Annotated in this window: 15 protein-coding genes; 8 read left to right on the top strand and 7 right to left on the bottom strand. The window is 66.0% G+C overall.

The window, feature by feature from the left end:
• Positions 1-21: 21 nt before the first annotated feature.
• On the bottom strand, positions 22-228 hold the full coding sequence (locus tag BP26_RS30310; RefSeq protein ID WP_211254863.1) for a hypothetical protein: 207 nt from the start codon (positions 226-228) through the stop codon (positions 22-24).
• On the opposite strand from BP26_RS30310, the gene BP26_RS30105 reads away from it, so the two are divergent.
• On the top strand, positions 215-1,882 hold the full coding sequence (locus BP26_RS30105) for a hypothetical protein (RefSeq protein ID WP_169740658.1): 1,668 nt from the start codon (positions 215-217) through the stop codon (positions 1,880-1,882). The two genes, BP26_RS30310 and BP26_RS30105, sit on opposite strands and share 14 nt — an antisense overlap.
• A 152-nt stretch (positions 1,883-2,034) precedes the next feature.
• Here the strand turns inward: BP26_RS30105 and BP26_RS0108050 are convergent, their stop codons facing one another.
• The gene (locus tag BP26_RS0108050; protein ID WP_029920064.1) at positions 2,035-3,702 is read right to left on the bottom strand and encodes a porin; all 1,668 of its coding nucleotides are present in this window, start codon (positions 3,700-3,702) and stop codon (positions 2,035-2,037) included.
• Between the two features lie 563 nt (positions 3,703-4,265).
• Between BP26_RS0108050 and BP26_RS0108045 the strand changes: the two genes are divergently transcribed.
• Positions 4,266-4,697, top strand: coding sequence for an EamA family transporter (locus tag BP26_RS0108045; protein WP_029920063.1), 432 nt, complete (start codon positions 4,266-4,268; stop codon positions 4,695-4,697).
• A gap of 171 nt (positions 4,698-4,868) precedes the next feature.
• Positions 4,869-9,719, top strand: a complete 4,851-nt coding sequence (locus BP26_RS0108040) for an NAD-glutamate dehydrogenase (protein ID WP_029920062.1) — start codon at positions 4,869-4,871, stop codon at positions 9,717-9,719.
• Positions 9,720-9,879: 160 nt separating this feature from the next.
• Here BP26_RS0108040 and zapE read toward each other — a convergent pair whose 3' ends face one another.
• The gene (zapE, locus tag BP26_RS0108035; protein ID WP_084182909.1) at positions 9,880-11,022 is read right to left on the bottom strand and encodes a cell division protein ZapE; all 1,143 of its coding nucleotides are present in this window, start codon (positions 11,020-11,022) and stop codon (positions 9,880-9,882) included.
• Positions 11,023-11,077: 55 nt separating this feature from the next.
• Positions 11,078-11,836, bottom strand: a complete 759-nt coding sequence (locus BP26_RS0108030; protein ID WP_084182908.1) for a lysophospholipid acyltransferase family protein — start codon at positions 11,834-11,836, stop codon at positions 11,078-11,080.
• Positions 11,837-11,873: 37 nt separating this feature from the next.
• On the opposite strand from BP26_RS0108030, the gene xerD reads away from it, so the two are divergent.
• Complete coding sequence (xerD, locus tag BP26_RS0108025; protein WP_029920059.1) at positions 11,874-12,836, top strand: site-specific tyrosine recombinase XerD; 963 nt, start codon at positions 11,874-11,876, stop codon at positions 12,834-12,836.
• 101 nt (positions 12,837-12,937) lie between these two features.
• On the opposite strand, the gene BP26_RS0108020 is transcribed toward xerD, so the two are convergent.
• On the bottom strand, positions 12,938-13,570 hold the full coding sequence (locus BP26_RS0108020) for a LysE family translocator (protein ID WP_029920058.1): 633 nt from the start codon (positions 13,568-13,570) through the stop codon (positions 12,938-12,940).
• A gap of 133 nt (positions 13,571-13,703) precedes the next feature.
• Here BP26_RS0108020 and BP26_RS0108015 point away from each other — a divergent pair, with 133 nt between their 5' ends.
• Positions 13,704-14,477, top strand: coding sequence for a thioredoxin fold domain-containing protein (locus BP26_RS0108015; protein WP_029920057.1), 774 nt, complete (start codon positions 13,704-13,706; stop codon positions 14,475-14,477).
• Positions 14,478-14,537: 60 nt separating this feature from the next.
• Here the strand turns inward: BP26_RS0108015 and ilvB are convergent, their stop codons facing one another.
• On the bottom strand, positions 14,538-16,196 hold the full coding sequence (gene ilvB, locus BP26_RS0108010) for a biosynthetic-type acetolactate synthase large subunit (protein WP_029920056.1): 1,659 nt from the start codon (positions 16,194-16,196) through the stop codon (positions 14,538-14,540).
• Positions 16,197-16,809: 613 nt separating this feature from the next.
• Here ilvB and BP26_RS0108005 point away from each other — a divergent pair.
• The 3 genes from BP26_RS0108005 (at position 16,810) to BP26_RS0107990 (ending at position 23,636) form a co-directional block, all read left to right on the top strand.
• Positions 16,810-19,614: a protein kinase domain-containing protein gene (locus tag BP26_RS0108005; protein WP_051748615.1), complete on the top strand. Its 2,805-nt coding sequence runs from the start codon at positions 16,810-16,812 to the stop codon at positions 19,612-19,614.
• Between the two features lie 937 nt (positions 19,615-20,551).
• The gene (locus BP26_RS0107995) at positions 20,552-23,119 is read left to right on the top strand and encodes a protease pro-enzyme activation domain-containing protein (RefSeq protein WP_084182907.1); all 2,568 of its coding nucleotides are present in this window, start codon (positions 20,552-20,554) and stop codon (positions 23,117-23,119) included.
• Between the two features lie 208 nt (positions 23,120-23,327).
• Positions 23,328-23,636, top strand: a complete 309-nt coding sequence (locus BP26_RS0107990; RefSeq protein WP_029920052.1) for a hypothetical protein — start codon at positions 23,328-23,330, stop codon at positions 23,634-23,636.
• A 3-nt stretch (positions 23,637-23,639) separates the two neighbouring features.
• On the opposite strand, the gene BP26_RS0107985 is transcribed toward BP26_RS0107990, so the two are convergent.
• Positions 23,640-24,146 carry a TIGR00645 family protein gene (locus tag BP26_RS0107985; protein WP_029920051.1) on the bottom strand — a complete coding sequence of 169 codons (507 nt, stop codon included), beginning with the start codon at positions 24,144-24,146 and terminating at the stop codon, positions 23,640-23,642.
• Positions 24,147-24,219 lie beyond the last annotated feature (73 nt).

The following is a 24,219-nucleotide window of genomic DNA, read 5'->3' as shown; positions in this document are numbered from 1 at the left end:
TCCCGCCTGCACCAAGAACTACTACACCAATGCGGGCGGTTCCTCCTCGTCGAGCAGCAGCTCTTCCTCATCGGGCGGCTCCTCTTCGGGCAGTTCATCCAGCGGCAGTTCCAGCTCCTCGTCTTCGGGCAGTTCCTCCGGCGGCAGCTCCAGCTCCTCGTCGTCCAGCAGCTCCTCGGGCAGCAGTTCGAGCAGCGGCGCCGCCGCCGTGCAGGTGTTGAAGACCACGATCGATACCGGCGTCGTCGCGGCCCAGGCCACCATCAACCAGGGCACCGCCATCGGCGAGGGCGCCCTCAACGGCGCTACGCCGTCGGCGCTGTTCAACCTGGCTGCCGATCCGAAGAACACCCAGACGGTGACCAGCAACACCAATCCGTTCCTGTCCACCGGCAGCGTGCCGGATACCGCATTCGGCTTCTGCGACTACAGTGGCGCCGTGCCCAAGCGCGTGTCCTACGTCACCGGCGCCAAGTTCAATGCCACCACGGCGGCCGGCGCCGCGGGCGGCGATCCTTCCGTGGCGATGGCGCCGTACTACTTCCCGCTGGTCTACAACACGACCCTCACCACCAAGGGCAACGCCTTCGGCGGCCAGGCCCCGATCATCGGCCTGTTCGACTGGCGCCCCAAGGATATCGATGAGGCCCTGGTTGCGGCCGAGTCGGACGACAACGGCAAGACCTGGTACTTCATGCAGACGGTGCTGGAACTGAACCCGGACTACACCAATCCGATCAGCGGGGGCTTCGGCTTCGCCGGCACCTCGACCAACACCGGCTGTCCGGCCGCGGTTACCGGCACCAATGCCAGCACCGCTTCGCTCAACGGTTCCGGCGCGGACAACGGCTGGGGACATGCGGCCATCATCCAGTTGCCGGGTGTCGCCGCGGGGACCGGCCAGTTCCTGTATATGCTGGACCGCGGTGCGAACATCGACGTTGCGCCCCTGTGGGTGATCAACCTGGCCAGCCCGACCGGCACCAATGGCGGCGCTTCCAACAAGTTCCCCATCTGGAATTCCAACAATACCGCCGCCGGCGCCAACGACATCAAGTCGATCTACTCGGCACTGCACAACACCACCGGCGCCGACACGGCGGGCAACACCGTCGCGGTCAAGCAGACTGTCGGCCTGCTCAACCCGGACGGCATCATGGCGGTGTTCCCCACCGCGCCGACGGCGGCGGCCGGCACGGCGGTCACGGTGATGTACGTGCAGAAAATCCTCAATGGCGACAAGACCGGCACCACGGCGATGCCGGCCAGCCAGCAGTGCAACAAGGCGCCATTCAGCGGCAAGAACAACGACGACATCTCCATCGTGCACCTGGTCGATACGGTCGACGGCATCAACTTCACCAATGATCGCGTCGTCAACGGCCTGAACGATCCCACCACGGTGGACTACAACAAGACGCGCTGGGTGGCTCCGCGCGGCACCCTGATCGACATCAACGGCGACGGCGGCGTCTGGGGTCTGTACTTCTCGGCCGGCAATTGCCTGGACGGCGATTCCGATGCGTTCCACTACATCGGCTATGCCGAGTCCACCGACAAAGTGAACTGGACGGTGTTCAACGACATCAACAACCCGATCGCCTCGATCAACACCATCACCACCAAGAATCAGCTCGATGGCGCCACGGTGACGATCCCGGCCCATCCTCCGGTCGTTGCGACCGAGGCCTGGTTTGCCCAGCGCCTGTACGCGCCCACGGCGACGCAGATCGACCCGACCCACCTGAGCCTGACCTTCGCCGGCTACGGCGTACAGTCGCCCAACACCAACCTGCTCAACTACCGCCAGATCGGCAACGTGGTGCTGACGGTGAGCAAGGCCTTGCCGGCGGGGGTGCCGAACAACATCAACGCCCATTAAGGACGCAGCGACGCGGCGGAGCATGGACGCTCCCGCCGCGGTGCCGGAACGGAAGCTGGAATAAAAAGGGGGCGGTTCCGCGAGGAACCGCCCCAATTTTTTGCCGTGCACCCCGGGAGCAGAAGCGCACGGCCACACTGGAAGCGGGTGGCTCAGAACTTGTAGTTGACGCCGATGGAAACGCCCATCAGATGGCCGCCCGGATAGCAGAACGGGCCGTTGGCGACCTGCACGATATTGCCGTCGGGCAGGGTATCGTTGACGTAGAGCGGGCTGGCGTCGTGGCAGTCGGTCTTGAGGCCGTGGGCGCCGGCGCCGAGATCGTAGTGGGCGGCGGAGGCGTTCTCGGTGAGCGCCCAGTTGGCGTAGATGATGGTCTGCTTGTCCAGCTTGTGCTTGATGGCGGCGGTGAACAGGTTGGACTGGTTGTCGGGATTGGAGGTGGTGGGCGTGGTGTGCTGGCCGGGATCGCCCGGGCTGCGCTGCGCGTGCGCCCAGCCGAGGCTGATGTCGTCCTTGCTGCCCAGCGTCTGCGTGATCGCCACCCAGGTGCCGCGGCGCGAGCGCTCGTTCTGGAAGGCCAGGGCTTGCGGCACGGCGCGGTGCAGGTCTTCCCAGATGAAGTTGAGGGTGGTGTGCGTGGGCAGCAGGTACTGCACGCCGATCTTCGCGGCCCATTCGTTGGCGATGTCGCGCGGGTCGTTGGCGACGACGTCGCTGGCCGGGTTGTTGGGGTCCGGGCCGACGACGTCGCTGACGCGGTTGACGCCGCGGTGCAGTTCGTAGGCGCCGGTGACGTAGAGCGGCAGGGAGGCCGGGCCTTCGTAGGCGAGCGAGGTGCTGAAGGCGGTGCCGAAGGAGCCGTCGTTGCAGCTCGGGGCCAGCGCGCCGCTGCCGGGGATGTTGCCGCCGGTGCAGTCCGATTCGCCCTGGGCGATGTTGTCGTCCTCGCCGGAGCGGTTCTGCCCGGGCGAAACCAGGGCGTTGAAGGAGACGCCGTGGATCTTCGGCGACTCGTACCAGATGGCATGGTCGAGGTAGCCGCCGAACTCGACGCGGTTGTCGCCGCCGGTGTTGCCCATGATGACGGCATAGTCGCCGAGCATGGCGTTGAAGGGGTTCATGCGGTCGGTGGCGACCTTGTAAGGACCGTAGCCCTTGCCGATCTTGATGCTGCCCCAGTCCTTGTTGGCGAAGCCGAGGAAGCTGGTGCGCGAGGCGAGGGCGCCTTTGACCGTGCTGGAGCTGTTCGAGTTGGTGTTGGCGGTGCCGGGCTGGGAGGTGACGTCCACCTGGGTTTCGAGCTGGTAGACGAGGTTGAAGTCGCCGCCCAGGGCATGCTTGCCGCGGATGCCGAAATACGTGGCGTTGGTGCCGATCGCCGGCTGCCAGCCGGTGCGTCCGACCGGGGTGGCGGTGCCTGCGGCGGGGTCGCCGTCCTTGTAGTAGGTGTGCGGCGGCAGTCCCCTGATGCCGTTCCAGCCCTTGGTGACGTCGTCGACCGAGAGGTCGATGTTGGCGTAGAACTCGTTGCCCTTGAGGAACTTCACCAGGCCGTGCAGGACGGATTCGTCGTCCTGCGACAATGCCGGTGCGGGCGTTGGCGTCTGTGCGATGGTAGCCGGCGGTGCGGTGGCTGCGGCGTCCTGCTTGCGGGACAGTTCGTCGATCTTGCGGGTCAGGTCGTTGACCTCGTGCTTGAGCGCGTCGATCTGCTGGCTGTTGTCGCCATCGGCTTGCGTGGCGCCCGCATAGCCGGCTGTGGCCACATAACAGGCCGCAACGCAGGCAACGCGGAAGCGCGTTGTACGGTTCTTCATCTGCCTCTCCTCATGATGTTGTTGGTCGAATCGTGGACGCAGGAATCCCCTGGGCGCGCCGCATCGAGTGCATCTGCGCGCCGCGAGGTTCCCGCGGATGTGCAACGGCAAGTGAATGAAAACGGTGACGTGTGCGACGTCCGTGAACGGCGTGGTCGATAGGATGGTTGCCGGCGTCCTGGTTCGTCGGCTTCACGCGCCACCCGTATCGGCGATGCCGATGGACGCACTGCTCCCTACCTCCCCAGGGAATTTCCGTAGAAGGTGCGACTGTGTATTTGACTGCCCCATTGGGTGAAACCAATGCCGGGCGGATTATGTGGACGCTGCTTTTTAAACGCGCTTGACCATGGTCAAGTCCATGACGTTATCTTTTCGTAATGTTCATTTGGCCCGATGAATATTGGTCATTTGAGGAATCGACCGTATGGAGAATGTAAGCTTCGCGCCGTTGCGGCGCTCGCATGCGGGCACGCGATGCAGGCCCTGAATGAACTGCGAGCAACAGGACAAGGGCCGCGCCTTGCCGCAGAATCGTCCGCAGGTTCCGCGGAGATTCGGTGATGAAGGCAGATCAGGCTTGGTTGTTGTTCGCGCTCGGCTCCGCATTCTTCGCGGGGCTCACGGCGATCCTCGGCAAGGTCGGCGTCAGCGGCGTCAACTCCAATCTCGCCACCCTGATCCGCACGGTGGTCATATTGGGTTTCGCGGGCGTGCTTGTCGCGGTACGGCGGGAGTGGGGCGGGATCGGCGCTGTCGATGGCCAGAGCTGGACCTTCCTGGTCCTGTCCGGGCTCGCCACCGGCGCGTCCTGGTTGTGCTATTACCGGGCCTTGCAACTGGCGCCGGCGTCGCGGGTCGCGCCGATCGACAAGCTCAGCGTGGTGGTGGCGATCGTGTTCGGTTTGCTGGTGTTGAAGGAGCCCCTGAGCCTGAAGTTGCTGCTCGGCGGCGGTTTGATCGTGGCGGGAACGGTGGTGATCGCCACGATCTAGAGTGTGTGCCGGCGTGCCCGAGGCCCTGTGGCAGGGGGCATGGGATATGCCGCACTGCACCACGCGCCGGCATGGATACGGGCACGAATGGACGCCCCGATTATACCCCGCCTGTTTTTGTCCACGGCTGGCATACTCCTGCCCATATAACCTATTTGGCTGGAGGAGTTCATGGAATCCCGACCCAGCCCGGAAGCGATACCCGGGCAGGAGTTGCTGCTGGAACGGCTGGATGCGCTGGCACAGGCGCAGACCGGTGTTGACGATGCGCCGTTGTTCCGTACCTTCCTGCGCCGCTACTTCGAGATGGCGCCGCTGGATACGCTGACGCTGCGCAAGCCGGAAGAGCTGCTGCAACTGGCCCTGGGCCACTGGAATTTCGCCCGTGTGCGCAAGCCGGGCGTGCCGCTGGTGCGGGTGCTGCCGCCGCAGGGCGGCGATGAAGCGCGGCCGGGGCTGGCGGTGGTTGAGACCTGCGTCGAGGATCAGCCGTTCCTGGTGGATTCGATCGTCATGGCAGTGCGTGCCGCCGACGCCTCGGTGGACTGGACCGTGCACCCGGTGCTGTATCTGACGCGCGACAAGGCCGGCAAGATCACGGCGGCGGAAGAAGCGGCCAAGGGACCGGCGGAATCGCTGATCCACCTGGAGTTCGAGCCGCTGGCCAACCTGGCGGCCTACGCCACGCTGGAGCAGCAGATCCGCACCGTGCTGGAGGATCTGCGCCGCGTGGTCGACGACTATCCGCAGACACTGGAGCGGGTGCGCAGCCTGGTGGAGGAGCTGAAGATCGTGCCGCCGGACGGCGACGCGGAGGAATTCGCGGAAGCACGCGAGTTCCTGACTTATCTGGACCAGCACCATTTCACCTTCCTCGGCAAGATCGAGAGCCGGGCCACGCTGGGCGAGGGCGGCAAGGCGACCTTCCGTACCGATCCCGCTTCCGGCCTGGGCCTGATGCGCGCCGGCAGCCGCTGGGCCGCCGAGGATCTGATCGCGCCGCAGGCGGAGCTGGACAAGTACGCCGATTCGCCGCGCCTGGTGGTGGTGACCAAGGCCAATCTGCGCGCCACCATCCACCGCGAAGGCCTGATGGACGTGGTCTCGGTGAAGCGTTACGACGCCAAGGGCAACCTGGCCGGCACGGTGCGCTTCGTCGGCCTGTTCAGCTCCGAGGTCTATATCGACCGGCCGCGCCATATTCCGCTGATCCGCCGCAAGGCGGAATACGTGATGCAGCATTCACGTCTGCCCGAGAACAGCCACTCCGGCAAGAACCTGCGCGATATCCTGCACGGCCTGCCGCGCGACGAGCTGTTCCAGACCGGCGAGGTGGAACTGTTCCAGCTGTGCATGGGCATCCGCGCGTTGCGCGATCGCCACCAGCTGCGCCTGTTCATGCGGCGCGATCGCTACGGCCGCTTCTATTCCTTCCTGGTCTACCTGCCGCGCGAGCGCTACTCGCGCGAGCTGCGCGACAGGGTGGGGGCGACGCTGATGGAGATCTGCGGCGGCCTGGCGCTGGACCGCGAGATCGATTTCCTGCGCGGCGGCCTGACCCGCGTGCATTGCCTGGTGCGCACGCGGCCGGGCACCACCATCCCGCTCGGCGCGGCCGAGGTGGAAGCGCGGCTGATCGCCGCCACGCGGAGCTGGCGCGACCAGCTGCGCGAGCTGCTGGCGAAGGAGAAGCTGAGTCCGGCGAAATTCGCCGATGCCTTTCCGTTGTCCTACTCCGAAGGCGTGTCGCCGCAGGAAGCGGCGGCGGATGTGGCTTACCTGGCCCGGCTTTCGCCGGCCACACCGGTGCTGCCGCGCCTGGGCGTGAGCACGCCGGAAGGCGCGCTGCCGCAGGCGACCAGCCTCAAGCTGTATGCGCTGGGCACGCCGGTGACGCTGTCCGATGTGTTGCCGACGCTGGAGAATTTCGGCTTGCGCGTGATCCGCCAGGAGCCGGCGGAGATCACGCCCAAGGGCGGACCCAGCCTGTGGGTGCAGGAGTTCGAGATCCAGCATGCGGGCTGCGAACTGTCCGCCGATTCGCAGAAGAAGTTCTTCGAGTCCGGGTTCCTCCAGGTGTGGAGCGGCGCGGTCGAGAACGACGGTCTCAACAAGCTGGTGCTGGGCGCGGGGCTGGATGCGCGACAGGTGACGCTGCTGCGCGCCATCTGCAAGTACCTGATCCAGACCGGCCTGCCGTTCAGCCAGTCCTACATGGAAACGCTGCTGGCGGAGTATGCCGATATCGCGCGGCTGCTGGTGGCGCTGTTCGAAACGCGCTTCGCGCTGAAGCTGGCGCCGGAGCGGCGGCAGAACGAGGATCTGAAGATCGGCCAGGCGCTGGATCACGCACTGGACCAGGTGGCCAGCCTGGATGGCGACCGCGTACTGCGCGCCTTCCTCGCCATGATCCGCGCCACGCTGCGCACCAATTATTTCCAGAACGACCCGCAGGGACAGGCCAAGCCTTACATCAGCTTCAAGCTCGATCCGGCCAAGGTGCCGGAGCTGCCGCTGCCGCGGCCGATGTTCGAGGTATGGGTCTATGCGCCGGAGGTGGAAGGCATCCACCTGCGCGGCGGCAAGGTGGCGCGCGGCGGACTGCGCTGGTCCGACCGCCGCCAGGATTTCCGCACCGAGATCCTCGGGCTGATGAAGGCGCAGATGGTGAAGAACACCGTCATCGTGCCGGTCGGCGCCAAGGGCGGCTTCGTGGTGAAGCGGCCGGTCGATCCGTCCAACCGCGAGGCCTGGCTCAGCCAGGGCATCGCCTGCTACAAGACCTTCCTGCGCGGCCTGCTCGACATCACCGACAACCGCGTCGGCGATGCCATCGTGCCGCCGCCGGAGGTGCTGCGCCTGGACGAGGACGATCCCTACCTGGTGGTGGCGGCGGACAAGGGCACGGCGACGTTCTCCGACATCGCCAACGGCGTCTCCGCCGAGTACGGCTTCTGGCTCGGCGACGCCTTCGCTTCCGGCGGTTCCGCCGGCTACGACCACAAGAAGATGGGCATCACCGCGCGCGGCGCCTGGGAAAGCGTCAAGCGCCATTTCCGTGAATTGCCCGCGTCCGCTACGGGCGCCGTGGGCAAGGACATCCAGGCCGAGGAATTCACGGTCGTCGGCATCGGCGACATGAGCGGCGACGTGTTCGGCAACGGCATGCTGCTGTCGCGCCAGATCAAGTTGCTGGCGGCGTTCGACCACCGCCACATCTTCATCGATCCGAATCCGAACGCATCCTCCAGCTTTGTCGAGCGCGAACGGCTGTTCAACCTGCCGCGCTCGTCCTGGGCGGACTACAACGCCGCGCTGCTCTCGCCCGGCGGCGGCATCTGGCCGCGCAGCGCCAAGCTGATCAAGCTGAGCGAGGAGGCGCGCGCCGCGCTGCACATCCGCGAAGCGGCACTGACGCCGAACGAGCTGCTCAAGGCACTGCTCAAGTCGCCGGTGGACCTGTTGTGGAACGGCGGCATCGGCACCTATGTCAAGGCGTCCTCGCAGAGCCACCAGGACGTTGGCGACCGCGCCAACGATGCGATCCGCGTCAACGGCAAGGACCTGCGCTGCAAGGTGGTGGGCGAGGGCGGCAACCTGGGTTGCACCCAGCTGGGCCGCATCGAGTACGCCCTGCTCGGTGCCGATGGCGTGGGCGGCCGCATCAACACCGATGCCATCGACAACGCCGGCGGCGTGCACACCTCCGACCGCGAGGTGAACATCAAGATTCCGCTCAACGAGCTGATGGTCACCAACCGGCTCACGCGCGAGGAACGCGATCCGCTGCTGGCCGGCATGACCGAGGAGATCTCGCGCTTCGTGTTGCGCGACAACTACGTGCAGAGCGCCGCCATCAGCCTGCTGTCGCAGAACGCGGCACAGCGGCTCGACGACCATGCCGAACTGATGCGCCTGCTGGAACGCGAGGGCCTGCTCAACCGCGGCATCGAGTACCTGCCGGACGAGGATGCGCTGAAGGAGCGCCGCAATCGCAGCCTGGGCCTGACCCGGCCGGAGCTGGCGGTGCTGATCGCCTACAGCAAGATCTCGCTGTACGACGCCGCATTGAAATCCGAGGTGCCGGACGATCCCTTCTTCACCCGCGACCTGCTCGCCTACTTCCCGGAGTCGCTGACCGCGCGCTACCGGCCGCAACTGGAACAGCATCGCTTGCGGCGCGAGATCGTCGCCACCATCCTGTCCAACGCCCTGGTCAACCGCATGGGCGCCGGCTTCGCCCAGCTCTGGGCCGAGGATCACGGCCTGATGCGCGCCGAGGTGCTCAAGGCCTACGCCACCGCGCACCAGATCTACGGCGGCGACCAGTACTGGAAGGCGATCGAGGCACTGGACAACAAGATCCCGGCGGCCCTGCAATACCGCCTGATGGGTTATGCCATCGGCCTGCTCAAGCATGCCACCGGCTGGTTCAGCAGCTCGCGCTTCGCCCGCTTGCCGGTGCAGGATGCGGTGGAGCGGTTCACGCAGCCGCTGGCGGCGCTGGAACGCCTGCTGCCCGCGGTGCTGCCGCCGGGTTACCGCGAGGACTGGGACAACACCGTCACCAACCTCAACAAGGAAGGCGTGCCTGACGACCTTTCCCTGCGCCTGGCCAATACCCGTGCACTGGGTGGCGCGCTGGATATCGCGGAACTGGCCGAGGGTGCGGGCGTTTCACTGGCCGATGCCGCTACCGTGTATTACCTCTGCGGCGAGCGCTTCCGCATGCTGTGGCTGTACGCGGCGATCAACGAGATGCCGACCGTCGGCAAATGGCAGTCGCTGGCGCGGGTCAACCTGCGCGATGACGCGTACAGCATTCACCGGCAACTGGCCGGGCGGGTGCTGGCGCATCAGGGGGACAGCGCGCAGGCCCGTTTCGAGGGCTGGATTGCCGATAACGAACGGCATGTGAAGTTCTCTTCGGAGCGCCTGGCGGAGTTGCAGGCTGCCGGGACCAAAGACTTCACTACGTTGGCGGTGGCGGTGCGGGAGATTCGGAAGTTGCGGCGGTTGTAGTTTCTCTCGGTGTGGTCTCCCTCTCCCCATGAGGTTAGGGTGAGGGGCGGGTAGCGGAGTGAAGCGCTTGGGCCTCTGGATTCCGCCTGCGCGGGAATGACGAAGGATGAGGGTTCGTCTTCTGCTTTCGGCGGATTCAAAAGGAGTGGATCGGCAAGCTCTAAGTCAGATGCGGTTTCGCCAGATACTCCTCGGACTGCATCTCGATCAAGCGCGAGACGGTACGTTCGAACTCGAACTTCAGCTTGGTCCCGCTGTACAACTGCTGCATCGGCGCCTCGGCCGCGATCAGCAGCTTGACGCCGCGGTCGTAGAACTCATCCACCAGGTTGATGAAGCGTCGGGTGGCGTTGTCGTCGTCGCTGGTGAGCAGCGGCACGTAGGACAGGATGACGGTGTGGTGGGTGCGCGCCAGTTCGATGTAGTCGGCGGCGCTGCGCGGGCCGTCGCAGAGGTCGTGGAAGTCGAACCAGGCGGCGCCTTCGGCGACGCAGCGGGCGGTGATGGGGCGGCCGTTGACCGGCAGGTCGACGCGCTCGCACAGCCCGTGCGGTGCCACGGCGTAGAAGCGTTCGCCCAGGGTGGCCATGGCGGCGCTGTCGCAGGGGTATAGATAGAGCTGCACGCCATGTAGGGCGCGCAGGCGGTAGTCGCTGCCGCCGTCGACGTTGAGGATTTTGCAGCTCTGCTTGAGGCGTTCGATGGCGGGCAGGAAGCGGTCGCGCTGCAGGCCGTCCTTGTAGAGCAGGTCGGGGGCGACGTTGCTGGTGGCGACAAGGGTGATGCCGCGCTTGAACAGGAACTCGAACAGGCGGCCGAGGATCATGGCGTCGGCGATGTCGGAGACGTAGAACTCGTCGAAGCAGAGGACGCGGGTGGCGTCGGCGATTTCCTCGGCGACGCGGGCCAGCGGGTCCTGTTCGTCGGGGTAGTGGCCGCGGCGTTCGTGCACGTCGAGCATGAAGCGGTGGAAGTGGGTGCGGCGCTTGCGGCTGAAGGGCAGCGCGTCGTAGAACGCGTCCATCAGGTAGGTCTTGCCGCGGCCCACGCCGCCCCACATGTACAGGCCGGCGACCGGCGGGTAGTTGAGGCGGGAGCTGCCGAAGCGCCGCTTGGGCGGGTTTTCGATCAGGTCGTCATAGACCTTTTGCAGGGCGTCCACCGCGGCGGCCTGCGCGGCATCGGAGACGAAGCCCTCCTTCCGCAGGTCGGCTTGGTAGCGCTGGCGCGGCGTCGGCTGCAGTTCCTGCGCGCCGCCGTTGCCGCTGATGTCGCGGCCACGCTTGTTGGGGGGCTCGGTCATGGCGCCCCGGAGCGGGTCTGCCACCACAACGTGCTCGTGGCGGGATGGATATGTTTCACGAGTAAGCCTTGGCCTGCTTGGGCGGCACCGGGTGCAGGGCGCCGTCGGCTTCGCCGCAATGCTGCAGGATGGTGGCGCGCGCCGTATCCCGCAGATTGTCCGCGGCTTCGCGGGCGCTGCCATCGGGCGCTACCGGAGCGAACACTTCCAGCGACAACGGCGTCCACTGGAATACCTTCTGTCCTTCGCCGTAGAGACTGCGTGTGCCGCGCAGCACCACCGGCACCACCGGCACGCCGGCGCGGACGGCGATCATGAAGGCGCCGGACTGGAACGGCAGCAGGGTGGTCGGCCGGCGGAAGGTGCCTTCGGGGAAGATGGCGAAGGGTTCTCCGGCTCTGATGCGGTCGATCAGCTCGCGCGTGGCCAGCGCGGCGGCGCGCACCGAGCCGCGGTTGACGAAGCTGACGTTCATGCGCTTGATGATCAGGCCGATGTAGGGCCAGTCGGCGGCGCCGTGCTGCACCAGGAAGGTGAAGCGCGCGGGCAGGGCGGCGGTGACGATGATGCCGTCGAGGTAGCTGGCGTGGTTGCACACGGCGATGCAGGGGCCGGGTGGCAGGTTTTCCAGGCCGCGGATGCGGAACGGGATGAAGCTGAGCGCAAGCCAGGCGCGCACGCCGAAGCGGCCGATGGTGCGGCGCAGCGGCAGGGTCGGCGCGACGATCAGCAGCGGACAGAAGATCAGCAGCAGGACGATGACCAGCACCGTCATGGAATAGACGCCGAACAAGGTTCTGAGTAGGCGGGTCATTGCTTCGCGGGTATTTTCTGGGCGGTATTATAGAGGCATGAAGTCCGCTGCCCCCGTGTCACCCCAGCCAGGCGCGCTCGATCCCGCCGACAACGCCGGTATCGAGCGTTTCGCCGACATGCTGTGGCTGGAGCATGGCCTGGCGCGCAACAGCCTCTCCGCCTACCGCTCCGACCTGGCTCTGCTGGCGCGCTGGCTGCGCGTGCAGGGGCGGGCCCTGGACGGGGCCGGCACGGCGGAGCTGAAGGGTTACCTGGCGCATCGCACCGAACAGGCGCGAAAGAAAGAGCTGGAGGGCCGGCCGTTCAGCGCGCGCTCGCAGGCGCGCTTCATCACGGTCTGCCGGCGTTATTACGGCTGGCTGGTGCGCGAGCGGGTGCGCGGCGACGATCCTTCGGCCCATCTGGAAATGCCGCGGCTGGGCCGTGCCCTGCCCAAGACGCTGAGCCTGGAGCAGGTGGACCAGCTGCTCGACGCGCCCGGGACGGAGGACGCGCTGGGTCTGCGCGACCGCGCCATGCTGGAGCTGATGTACGCCTCCGGCCTGCGCGTGTCCGAGCTGGTCAAGCTGCGCCGCGACGAACTCAACCTGGAGCACGGGGTGGTGCGCCTGGTCGGCAAGGGCGGCCGCGAGCGCATGGTGCCGATGGGCGAGATGGCGATGGAGGCGGTGAAGACCTGGCTGCGCCAGGGACGTCCGGAATTCGCCGGAGAGAAATCCGGCGACGCGGTGTTCCTCGGGCGGCGCGGCGAGGCGATGACGCGGCAGAATTTCTGGCTGCTGATCAAGCGCCATGCGCTGGCGGTCGGCATACCGGCGAAGCTGTCGCCGCATACGCTGCGCCACGCCTTCGCCACGCATCTGCTGGAGCGCGGCGCCGATCTGCGCGCGGTGCAGACCCTGCTGGGGCATGCCGATCTTTCCACCACGCAGATCTATACGCATGTGGCGCGGGCGCGGCTGAAGCAGCTGCATGCGCTTCATCATCCGCGAGGATGATGAAGCAGTGGCTAGTGGTCAGTGGCTAGTGGCTAGTAAAGGCAAAAGCGGCTTTATCGTTTTTACTGGTCACTAACCACTAGTCACTGATCACTGTTGTTTCACGTCTGATCCACCGCCAGCTTCACGCCGAAACCCATCATGGTGGTGCCGAGCACGGCATCCATGGTCCGCTTCACGCGCGGGCGGCCCAGGAAGCGGCCGAGGCGGCCGACGCCGAAGGCGAGCAGGCTGAGCCAGAGCAGGCCTTCGAAATAATGGATGCCGATGAGCAGGGCGGACTTCAGAACGACCGGATCGCCGGGGTTGAGGAATTGCGGCAGGAAGGCCAGGTAGAACACGGCGATCTTGGGGTTGAGGGCGTTGGTCAGCAGGCCTTGCAGGTAGCTGGCGCGGATCGACCGGGCCGGGGTCGGCGGTGCGTCGGCGGCGGCCGGCGGGGCCGGACGGAAGGCGCCGCGCAGGGCGCCCCAGCCGAGGTAGAGCAGGTAGCAGGCGCCGGCCAGTTTCACGGCGTGGAACAGGGCCGGGGAATAGACCAGCACCCGGATCAGGCCGCAGGCCACCAGCAGCACATAGATGAAGCCCCCGCTGACGATGCCCAGCACCGTGGCGAAGCCGCGCCGGAAGCCGCCCGCGCCGGTGTTGGCGATGACCAGGAAGGTGTCCGGTCCGGGGGCGATGGTCAGCGCCAGCGCGATCAGGGCGAAGGCCAGAACACTGTGGTCGAACATGTGTTTTCCTCTCCAGAACCGCCCTCGGCGGCGGGGCAGGCGGCGCACTTTACAAGGGAACTGGAGCCCCTGGTTTTTGTCATACTAACCGCCCCTACTGTCAGGCAGCCGTCCGCTGCGTCCGGAACCCCGCATGAAACGCATCCTTACCGCCATCCTGGGGCTGGGCCTCGCCTTTTCGCTGGGGGTTTTCGCGGCCGACGAACCTTCCGCCGACGCGGTCAAGGAGAAGATCGCCAAGCTGCTCGGCATCGATCGCAGCCAGATCCGGCCGGCACCGGTCAGCGGCTGGTACGAGGTGCAGCACGAGCACGACTTCGGCTATGTCTCCACCGACGGCAAGTACCTGTTGCAGGGCGACCTGGTCAACATCGATACCGGCGAGCACCTGACCGAGAACCGCCGCCGCGCCGATCGCCTGGCCGCGCTGAACAAGCTGGGCAGCGACAACATGATCGAGTTCGCGCCGCAGCCGCCGATCGCCGCCAAGTACACGGTGACGGTGTTCACCGACCTCGACTGCCCCTACTGCCGCAAGCTGCACAGCCAGATCGCCCAGTACAACGCCAAGGGCATCGCCGTGCGTTACGTCTTCTTCCCCCGCCACGGCATCGGTTCGCCGACCTACTTCCAGGCGATTTCGGTGTGGTGCTCATCCAACCGGCAGCTGGCGCTGACGCAGGCCAAGCTCGGCAACAATACGCCGGCCAAGAAGTGTGAGAATCCGGTGGATGAGGAATACAAGCTGGCCGTGGACCTGGGCATCAATGGCACTCCAGGCATCATCCTGCCGGATGGCGCCATTTATGGCGGCTATGCGCCGCCGGATGAGCTGGCCGCGATGCTGGCCAAGAGCGATGCCGACGACAAGGCCGCCGCTGCCGCTGCGGCGAAGACCAAGGGCTGAGACCGCGGATTGATTGGCCGCTGCCCTGATGAACCGCACGGTTCATCAGGGTACGAGATCTCAGCCGATCACCTCGGTATTCGCCTTGCCGGGCGCCACCATCGGCAGCACCATTTCCTCCACCGCCACCGGCGCGCGGATCAGCGCCGGGCCGGGGCGGGCGAAGGCTTCGCGCAGCATCGCCTCGGCATCCTCCGCCGCGCCCAGGTCGTAGGCCGGCACGCCGAAGGCCTCGGCCACCGCGCATAGCGAAGTCGGGCGCGCATACAGCGAGGCCACGTGCTTGCGGTGATAGAACAGCTCCTGCTGCTGCCGCACCATGCCCAGGGCGGCGTTGTCCATCACCACCGTCTTCACGTTGAGGCCCAGCTCGGCCAGGGTGGCGAATTCCTGGATGTTCATCAGCAGGCTGCCGTCGCCGCTGAAGCACACCGCGCCGGCCTCGGGCAAAGCCAATGCCGCGCCGATGGCGGCGGGCAGGCCGAAGCCCATGGTGCCGAGGCCGCCGGAGGTGAGCCAGCGTTCGGGACGGGTGAAGGGATAGCTCTGCGCCACCCACATCTGGTGCTGGCCCACGTCGGTGGTGATGGCCGCGTCCGGGTGCGCCAGCCGTGATACGGCGCGGATCAGCCCGTAGGGCTGGCGCGCGTCGTCGATGCCGGGCAGGTGCAGCGGGAAGTCGCGGCGCAGTGTGCCCACGCGCGATAGCCAGTCGACCCGCAGCGCCGGCTTCACCGCCTGTGCCAGGGCGCGCAGTGCGGCGCCGGCGTCGGCCAGGATCGCCAGCTGCGGCCGGCGCAGCTTGCCCAGTTCACGCGGGTCGGCATCGATGTGGATCACCCGCGCCTTGGGGCAGAACAGGTCGGCGCGCCCGGTGGCGCGGTCGTCGAAGCGGGCGCCGATGCAGATCAGCAGGTCGCATTCGTCCAGCACGCGATTGGTATAGCGCGCGCCATGCATGCCGAGCATGCCCAGGGCCAGCGGATGGTCGGGCGGCAGCGTGCCCAGTGCCATCAGCGTGGTGGTGGTGGGCAGGGCGGCGCGTTCGGCCAGGGCCAGCGCCGCGGCCTGCGCGCGTGCCAGCGTCACGCCGCCGCCGATGTACAGCACCGGCCGTGCCGCGGCGTCGATCATCCGTGCCGCTTCGGCGATCTGTGCCGGGTGCGGATCGGGCGGCGCCTCGCGCCGCGACGGTTCGGGCAGGCGCGAGATCTGCACGGTTTCGGTCTGCACGTCCTTGGGGATATCCAGCAGCACCGGTCCGGGGCGTCCGCTCTCGGCGATGCGGAAGGCTTCCGGCAGCAGGTCCACCAGGTCGGCGGCGGAGCGCACCTCGAAGCAGGCCTTGGTGAGGGAATCGACGATGCGCGTGCTGCGCACTTCCTGGAAGGCATCGGTGCCGATCAGGGCGCGCGGCACCTGGCCGGCCAGGCACACCAGCGGCACCGAGTCGGCCTTGGCGTCGGCGATGGCGGTGACCAGGTTGGTCATGCCGGGGCCGGAGGTGGCCAGGCACACGCCGGCTTTTCCGGTGATCCGCGCCAGGCCGTGGGCGATGAAGCCCGCGCCCTGCTCATGCCGCGCCAGGATGTGGTTGAGGCTGGAATCCGCCAGCGCGCGGTAGAGCGGCAGCACGGTGCCGCCCGGAATGCCGGCCAGCGTTTCCACGCCCTGCCGTTCCAGGAAACGGATGATCAGTTCTGCGCCTGTGAGTTGCATGTCGAGTCCTTGGTGCCGATGGACCCGCTGGTGAAAAGCCGGCGCGGAAAACAAGAAACCCCCGCCGGCTTTGCGCCGGCGGGGGTTTTTGTGAGTACAGCGTCCCCTACGGCGCGTCGCTAACGACGAGCACTACGACAACGAGGACGAGCTGCTTGAATTGGGTCATGGCTGAAAATTTGAAATTGCGGCGGCAGTGTAATCGCGGTAACGGGCCAGAATCAAGAGCGGTTGCGGATCGCAAGGCCGGAGGCATGGCCTGGTCATGGCGACGCCTGGCCTCCTCGTGCAAATGTTGCGGCGATGGAAATCCCGAATTCAAAGCTGCGACGGATTCTGGTGACCGGCAATGCCGGCTCGGGGAAATCGACGCTTGCACGTTCGCTTGAACGCCCGGCGAAGTGGCCGGACTGCTGGCCGCCGCCCAAATGGCGAGGTGCTGCCGTCACCAGAACCTTCAGTGAGCCGATGTAGGGCTTTAAACCCCAATGTAAACAGGCCTTAGGGGATTTCTCCCATACCCCAGGCCAAGGGAAGCCGCTACTCTAGCCATGGGGATGCAAGTCTGAAGCAGCCGGAAAGGCATGGACCAAGAGTCTGAACGGAACGGTTAATGGGGCTACGTGAACTGGCGGCTGCACCTGCACAGCAGGAAGCGGCTGCCGACACCGAATACACCTGGCGCTTCGGCGACGTCCTTTTCGACGAGGGACGCTGGGAACTTCGGGTGGGCGATGCGGTAGCGGAGATCGAGCCCAAGCCGCTGGAAATGCTGGGCTTGCTGCTGCGCCACGCGGGTGAGGTGGTCACCAAGGAAGAGTTGCTTGGATTCCTGTGGCCAGGCGTGATCGTGGTGGAGAAGGCGCTCACCAACGCAGTCAGCAAGCTGCGCCGCGCCATCGGCGATACCGATCAGAAGGTGATCGTCACGGTGCACCGCATCGGCTATCGCTTCATGGCGCCGGCTACGCGCAAGGCGGTTGCGTCCAGCGACTTGCCCAAGCTGCGGCTGCGGCCCGGGGATGCGGTGCCGGGCCGTCCGCAATGGCGGCTGGAGCGCTTGCTGGCCAGTGCAGATGGATCCGACGTCTGGCTGGCGAGCCACGAAAAGACTCACGTACCCCGCGTATTCAAATTCGCCTCCAGCGGTCACCGCCTGGCTGCGCTCAAGCGGGAGGCTACGCTGTCGCGGGTGCTGATGGAGTTGCTCGGCTCCAATCCGGGCATCATCAAGCTGTATGAGTGGAATTTCGAGGAGCCGCCCTATTTCCTCGAATGCGAGTACGGCGGCTGCAACTGGCTTGAATGGGCGCAGGCCGAAGATAACCTGGCGAAGCTGACACGGCAGGAGCGCATCGGCCTGATGCTGCAGGCGATCCGGGCGGTGGCTGCGGCGCACAGTGTCGGCGTGATGCACAAGGATCTGAAGCCGGCCAATCTCCTGATCGAGCCGGCGGAGGCGGGTGGCTGGCAGGTGCGCCTGGCCGATTTCGGCTGCGGCCGCATGCTGGATCCGCAGCAACTCGAGGCGTTGAGCATGACGCGCCTCGGCATGACCCTGCCGGCGGTCGGAGACCGGAATTCCGGCACCTTGCTGTATATGCCGCCCGAGGTGCTCGCTGGACACTTGCCGATGCCGACGGCGGATGTTTACGCGCTGGGCATCCTGCTCTACCAGATGCTGGCCGGCGATTTGCGCAAGCCTCTGGCGACGGGCTGGGAGCACGATATCGACGATCCGCTGCTGCGAGCCGACATCGCCGCGGCGACGCATGGCGACCCGGCCCGGCGCATGCAGACGGCGCTCGAACTGGCTGCATGCCTGGAAAATCTCGAACAGAGACGGGTACAGGCAGCGACAGAACTGAAGGCGGCCGAGGCGGCGGCGCGGCAGCGGCGCGAACTGGATCTGACGCGCGCACGGCGGCCCTGGGCTTTAGGTCTGGCCATCTCCGTCGTGATCGGCGTGGTCATCGGTTCGATTTATCTGCACCGGGCGCTCACCGCCGAGCACGCTGCGCAGAGCGCCAGCCGTACGGCCGACGAGGAGCGGCGGCGCGCCGAGGCGATCAACGGCTTCCTGGTGAGCGACCTGCTGTCCGCTGCCGATCCGGTGCTGACGGGCAAGAAGGACGTGACGGTGATGGAGGCCGTGCGCAAGTCCACTGCAGACATCGACAAGCGCCTGGCCGATCAACCCCAGGTAGCGGCTGTCGTGCACATGACAGCGGCACGCGCCTACGGCCACATCGGCGCCTATGCCGATGCGGCGGATCAATATGGGAAAGCGGCGGATCTGTTCCGGAGCATGGGCAGTTCTCTCGCGGGGGAAGCGATTGCGGCGGACATATTGCATGTGATGAGCATGGTCGATGACGGCCAGGTCAAACCGGCGACTGAACGACTGGGACAGATCGAATCGGCTTTGAGCGGCGCCCCTTACAATTCGGCGGAGGTCCGCAAGCTGCTGTACTACGTGCGCGGCAAGCTGGCCATCCAGTCGGGTGATTACCCGGCCGCGCGCAAGTTCGATGAACAGGCCCTGGTTGCAGCCGGGCAGTCGCAAGGTGCCACCGAATTGCCGCAGGAAAGCCTGGAATTGCTGGCCTCCTTGCGCAAGGACTACGCCTTCACCCTGGAGCAGACCGGCGACGCACCCAAGGCGGTAGCGGTCATGCGGGAGCGGCTTGCCGCGGACCAGTCCGCGCTGGGTCCCACCCATACCCAGGTGCTCATCGACAAGCTGGAACTGGCCGAGGCGATGGATACCGAGTCGCCGCCCGATCCCGCAGGCGAGACCCTGATTGAAGAGGTGCTGCCAAAGCTGGATCAGGTGCTGGGGCCGGACAATATCTACCGGGAGCGGGCACTGGACGAGCTCGGCTCCTGGGCCATGAACCGCAAGGATTGGACGCGGTCGGTGGAGATCTTCGGACAGGCCTACCAGCTTACCCTGCAGCTCCACGGCGTTCGGCATCAACACACACTGGCCGAGGCGTTCAACCTCGGCTACGTCCTGGAACGTGCCGGGCGCTACGACCAGGCCCGGACGACGCTGCATGATGCCTTGCTGCAAGCGCAGACCAAGCTCGGTGCGGCGACGCCAATGACGCAAGTCATCGCTTATATGCTGGCCAACACCGATCTCGCCCTGGGGCATACCGCAGAGGCGCGCACGGCGGCGCATGGACTTGCTGCGGGCACGCTTGAGTCGGTGGAACCGGACAACGACTGGCCGGTGCGCCTCGCTCTGCTCGAGGCCGAGCTTGCTTACGCAGAAAACCCCGGCGATCTTCATCGGCGGCAACTCGGCGAGGCGCTGGCCGCGATCAGCACCTCGCACGACGACGATCGTCAGGAACTGCACGACCAGGGCGCGGCCCTGCTTGCCCATGTCGGAGTAGCCGGTGGACGGTAAATGTTTTTCGGCGTTGCCGGCGGCAGCTTGGATCGGTTCAGCGGATGGACTAATATGAAAAAGTCAGAGTTCAGGTCGAAAGTGCGGTGGAGCAGTGTATGAGCAGCAGGGCAGCAGTCTATTTTCGCCGGGCCGTATTTGTGCCCTTGGTCCTGTTGTCCGGCGCTGCGGCAGCTGCTGGCCCCTTGGCCGGGCTGACTCAGCCGGGCGTCGGCACCTCCTCGTTTGCCGCAGCGCCTACGGCCGTGAATTCGCTGCCAGTCGTCGTTCCCAGCGATGCCGGCCTGCCTTCGGCCGCTGCGGTGGGCAACATGAACCTACAGAGCTCCGCCGCGCTGCCCGGGCTCGACGGCCTCGCCGACAATCAGCGCAAGCAATCCGCAGTCCGCAGCGGGACCACGACCAACAGCATCAGGCCCATCAGGGTTCCGCCGAACGTCCTCCCGATAGTGCTCCCCGTAGCCACCGGGTCATAAGTTGCCGGCTTCGGTCCGGCGCCAGCCGGACTGCACCTTGCCGGCTCGATATCTCGCACCGCCTGCTTCGGCTGCCGGGTATTCAACTGTCGCGTTTCGACAAGTTCCCCTGATCGCCAGTCCCCGCTGACGCCCGGCCGGCATGCCTGCCTGGTTGCGATTACAGCCTGGATGGGCTGAATCCGACGTCCCGGCAGCGCCCATCCATTCCTTCGCCGTGTCCATGCAGTCCTCTTTCTCCAGGGGATTCAGATAGATGTCGGCCGTTACCATTTCGTTTCCATTCCGTGGCGACTTTTACCCGCCGGCTGGACAGGATCGGGTTACCGGAGTTCGCTGGCCGCCTTGGCGCGGCAGTCCAAGGCCTGACATTCGTTCAATCCTGCTTCCAGGGGAGAAGTGATGCTGGCCGACTGCTGTGCCAAGCGGCGCAATGCACTTCAACCAATCCAGGGGAATTCATGTCACGTCAACTTGAAGTACGCCGTGCCGCTGTCGCCACGGCCCTGTCCGTTGCCTGCAGCATAGGCGCCTTGCTTGCCTCGGCGGAGGTTCACGCCTCCACCTGGGCCAACACCGCCACTCAGGCGATGCCGCTGAAGAATATCGTCGGCACTACCGCCATTGCGCCGACGCAGCGCTTGCACGTCGTGCTGGGGCTGAATGCTCGCAACAAGGCGCAGCTCGATATGCTGGTGGCGCAGATCGGCAAGGCCGGCAGCCCGCAGTTCGGGCACACGCTGAGTCCCGAGGAGTTCCTCGCCACCTACTCCCCGACGGCCGACCAGGCCGGCGCGGTAGTGAATTACCTGCGCGGTGCCGGCTTCAGCAATATCGAGCTTTCCGCCAATCGCCTCAGCGTCAGCGCCTATGCCAGCGCCGCCGATGTGCAGCGCGCGTTCAATACCGAGCTGGTCTCGTTTGTCGCCAATGGCCGCAGCGTGTTTGCCAACCGCACTCCGGCGCAGGTGCCGGCGGCGCTGGGCGGCATCGTCTCGGCGGTGGTCGGCCTGCAGAACATGGGGGTGATGGAGACGCAGCTGAAGCATGCCGATCGCAGCCCGGCCGAGATCAAGGCGCTCACCCGCGGCATCAGCGCCACCCGTCCCAATGCCGGTGTGCCGCAGGACCCGCTGACCACTGCGCCGTATTCCGGTCCGCAATACCAGGCCGCCTACGATGCGGGCAGCACCCCGACGGGCTGGGGCACCGCGATCGGTATCGTCACCGAAGGCGACATTTCGCAGGTGCCGAAAGACCTGCGCGCCTACGAGGCGAAGTTCCATCTGCCGCAGGTGCCTTATGAAATCGTTCCCACCGGCCTGCAGACCAGCGACGTCGCCGGCCTCGACGAATGGGATCTGGACAGCCAGTCTTCTTCCGGCATTGCCGGCAATCTGCAGAAGATCATTTTCTACAACGCCGGTTCGCTGGGCGATCCGGACCTGATCCCGGCCTACGAGAAGATCGTCTCGGAGAACCGGGTCAAGGCCGTGAACATGTCCTTCGGCGGTTGCGAAACGCTGGAATATCTCAGCGGCGGCATGTTGATCGCGGATCTGGCGTATGAGCAAGGTGCTGCGGAAGGCATCACCTTCTTTGCCTCTTCCGGCGACGGCGGTGCTTCCTGCCAGCTGCTGATCAATGCCGGCGAACCGGTACTGCTCGGCTCGGTGGAATACCCGTCCTCCTCGCCTTACGTCGTCGGCGTAGGCGGTACCTCGCTGCTGACCAACGCCGACTACAGCTACAACTCCGAGCTGTCATGGGTCTCCGGCGGCGGCGGCATCAGCCTGTGGGAAGTTCCCGGCAGCTGGACCAGCGGCATCATTTCGCCGGTCAACACCACGGCCGCCCAGCGTGCGGTTCCGGATATCGCCATGGTGGGCGATCCCAACATCGGCGGCGCCGACGTGGTGGTGAACGGTACCGACACCGGCGTGGGCGGCACCAGCCTGTCCTCACCCCTGTCGGTCGGCACCTGGGCGCGCATGCAGACGGCACACGGCAACTGCTACGGCTTTGCCGCGCCGATCTTCTACGGCACTTTCGGCAAGCCTTACGGCACCGCCGCGCTGGACTTCCACGACATCGTCCTCGGCGACAACTTCCTCTATCCGGCCACGCCGGGTTGGGACTACGACACCGGCCTGGGCAGCTTCGACATCAGTGCGGTCAACGCAGCCCTGCCGGCCGTGTCGTGCCCGGCGCAGGCTCCGTCCGGCCTGACCGCCGCCGTCATCAGCGGCCAGGTACTGCTGAACTGGACCGGTTCCGCCGGCGCCACCCGCTACGCCATCTACGACGGCACCGCCGCCGGTGCGGAAGGTGCGGCTCCGATCGCCACGACCACCAACACCAGCACCCTGATCAAGGGTCTGGCCGGCGGCAAGACCTACTTCTTCACGGTCAAGGCGGTCAACGCGGCGGGCAGCAGCAGTGCCTCCAACGAAGCCAGCGTGACGGTGCCGGTCCCTCCGGCGGCGCCGGCAAGCGTGGCAGCGGTGGGCGGCAATGCGCAGGCCACGGTGAGCTGGAAGGCTTCGACCGGCGCCAGCAGCTACGAAGTATTCCAGGGCAGCACGGCGGGTGGCGAAAGCACCGTGCCGGTGGCGAGCGGCATCACCGGCACCAGCACGGTCATTACCGGCCTGAAGAACGGCTCGACCTACTACTTCGTGGTCAAGGCGGTGAACAACGGTGGTGAGAGTGCCAAGTCCGCCGAGGCGAAGGCGACGTTGGCCGCTGCGCCGGCGGCTCCGGCTTCGGTGAATGCGGCCACCGGCAGCGCCAGCGGCAGCATCACGGTGAGCTGGAGCGCAGCTTCCGGTGCCGCCAGCTACAACGTCTACGCCGGTACCGGCTCCGACAGTGAAGGTGCCACGCCCAAGGTCTCGGGTGTGAAGACCACCAGCGCCACCATCAGCGGCCTGGTCAGCGGCCACACCTATTATTTCCAGGTCACCGCGGTGGGCGCCTCCGGCGCACAGAGCGGCAAATCGATGGAGGCAGAGGCGGTCGCCAAGTAAGTTCCATAACAACGATAAGCATGCAGCACTGATTCAGGCCGCCCCGGTTCGATAGCGTCGGGGCGGCCTTTTTGTTGCTGCCGGGGGAGGTGCGGGGATGTCATCGAACGATGCCGAACGGACGGACTGGATGCAGCGGGGGCAGCGCCTGAAATGGAGCCGTGACTTTCTGCCGATCAACTGAACCGTCAATCGAGGCGACGCCATCATGTACGAAGCGAGACAGGCACAGGCAGCGGCGACGCTGCAGCTGGCGCAACTCAAGCAGCACCTGCTGCGCCAGGAATACGAAGCCTGGACGCGGCTATCCGATTTACTCGACCCGGCCGATGCTGGCGCCGAGTTGATGGATGAGTTGCATGCGCAGTTGAGTCGTCAGATGCTCAAGCTGTGCTGGGTCTATGCGCGCAGCGGTGCGCTGGACGAGCGCTACGCCGGCGAAAACCCGTTCCTGCAGGACCTGGAAAGCCCGGACCTCCGATTCGACGATCTGCGCCTGGAGGCGTTCGGTTTGTAGTGCTTAATGCGAGCCGCGGTGCTCGGAGAAGGCGATCTTGTCGACGAAGGCCAGGATCAGCGCCGAGACCACGAAGGCCAGGTGCACCGCCGTCAGGGTCAGCATGCGCGTCACGTCGAGGGCATCGTGGCCCAGGTAGTTCTTGAGCAGGTGGATGGCGGAGATCGCCACCAGCGAGGCGGCTACTTTCAGCTTGATGGTGCCGGGGTCGTACTTGCCGAGCCAGCCGGGCTTTTCCATCTCCGGCACCTTGTCGATGCGCGAGATGAAGGTTTCGTAGCCGGACAGCGCCACCATGACGATCAGGTTGCCGATCAGTACCAGGTCGATCAGGGACAGGGCGGCCAGCACCAGGTCGGCTTCGCTGATGTCGAGCAGGGTCTGGAAGATGTGCAGCAGCTCGACCACGGACTTCACCGAGAAGGCCAGCAACAGCAGGGCCAGGACCAGGTACAGGGGGACCAGCAGCCAGCGGCTGCTTAATACCAGGCGTTCCAGGAGGCGTTCCATTGATCGGGGGGCTCTGGGCGGGGGGAATAAGCATACGCGAGGTGTGGCAGATGTTGGAATCTTGGGGGGTGTA

It is taken from the genome of Nevskia soli DSM 19509, assembly GCF_000711955.1.
GTDB lineage: Bacteria > Pseudomonadota > Gammaproteobacteria > Nevskiales > Nevskiaceae > Nevskia > Nevskia soli.
Note: the sequence above shows the minus strand (reverse complement) of the source record. Positions and strands in the feature narration are given on the sequence as shown.

Bases quoted from the DNA above. Each gene is read 5' to 3' on its own strand.
- BP26_RS0108050 (WP_029920064.1), bottom strand. From the start codon at position 3,702: ATGAAGAACCGTACAACGCGCTTCCGCGTTGCCTGCGTTGCGGCCTGT.
- BP26_RS0108045 (WP_029920063.1), top strand. From the start codon at position 4,266: ATGAAGGCAGATCAGGCTTGGTTGTTGTTCGCGCTCGGCTCCGCATTC.
- BP26_RS0108040 (WP_029920062.1), top strand. From the start codon at position 4,869: ATGGAATCCCGACCCAGCCCGGAAGCGATACCCGGGCAGGAGTTGCTG.
- zapE (WP_084182909.1), bottom strand. From the start codon at position 11,022: ATGACCGAGCCCCCCAACAAGCGTGGCCGCGACATCAGCGGCAACGGC.
- BP26_RS0108030 (WP_084182908.1), bottom strand. From the start codon at position 11,836: ATGACCCGCCTACTCAGAACCTTGTTCGGCGTCTATTCCATGACGGTG.
- xerD (WP_029920059.1), top strand. From the start codon at position 11,874: ATGAAGTCCGCTGCCCCCGTGTCACCCCAGCCAGGCGCGCTCGATCCC.
- BP26_RS0108020 (WP_029920058.1), bottom strand. From the start codon at position 13,570: ATGTTCGACCACAGTGTTCTGGCCTTCGCCCTGATCGCGCTGGCGCTG.
- BP26_RS0108015 (WP_029920057.1), top strand. From the start codon at position 13,704: ATGAAACGCATCCTTACCGCCATCCTGGGGCTGGGCCTCGCCTTTTCG.
- ilvB (WP_029920056.1), bottom strand. From the start codon at position 16,196: ATGCAACTCACAGGCGCAGAACTGATCATCCGTTTCCTGGAACGGCAG.
- BP26_RS0108005 (WP_051748615.1), top strand. From the start codon at position 16,810: ATGGGGCTACGTGAACTGGCGGCTGCACCTGCACAGCAGGAAGCGGCT.
- BP26_RS0107995 (WP_084182907.1), top strand. From the start codon at position 20,552: ATGTCACGTCAACTTGAAGTACGCCGTGCCGCTGTCGCCACGGCCCTG.
- BP26_RS0107990 (WP_029920052.1), top strand. From the start codon at position 23,328: ATGTACGAAGCGAGACAGGCACAGGCAGCGGCGACGCTGCAGCTGGCG.
- BP26_RS0107985 (WP_029920051.1), bottom strand. From the start codon at position 24,146: ATGGAACGCCTCCTGGAACGCCTGGTATTAAGCAGCCGCTGGCTGCTG.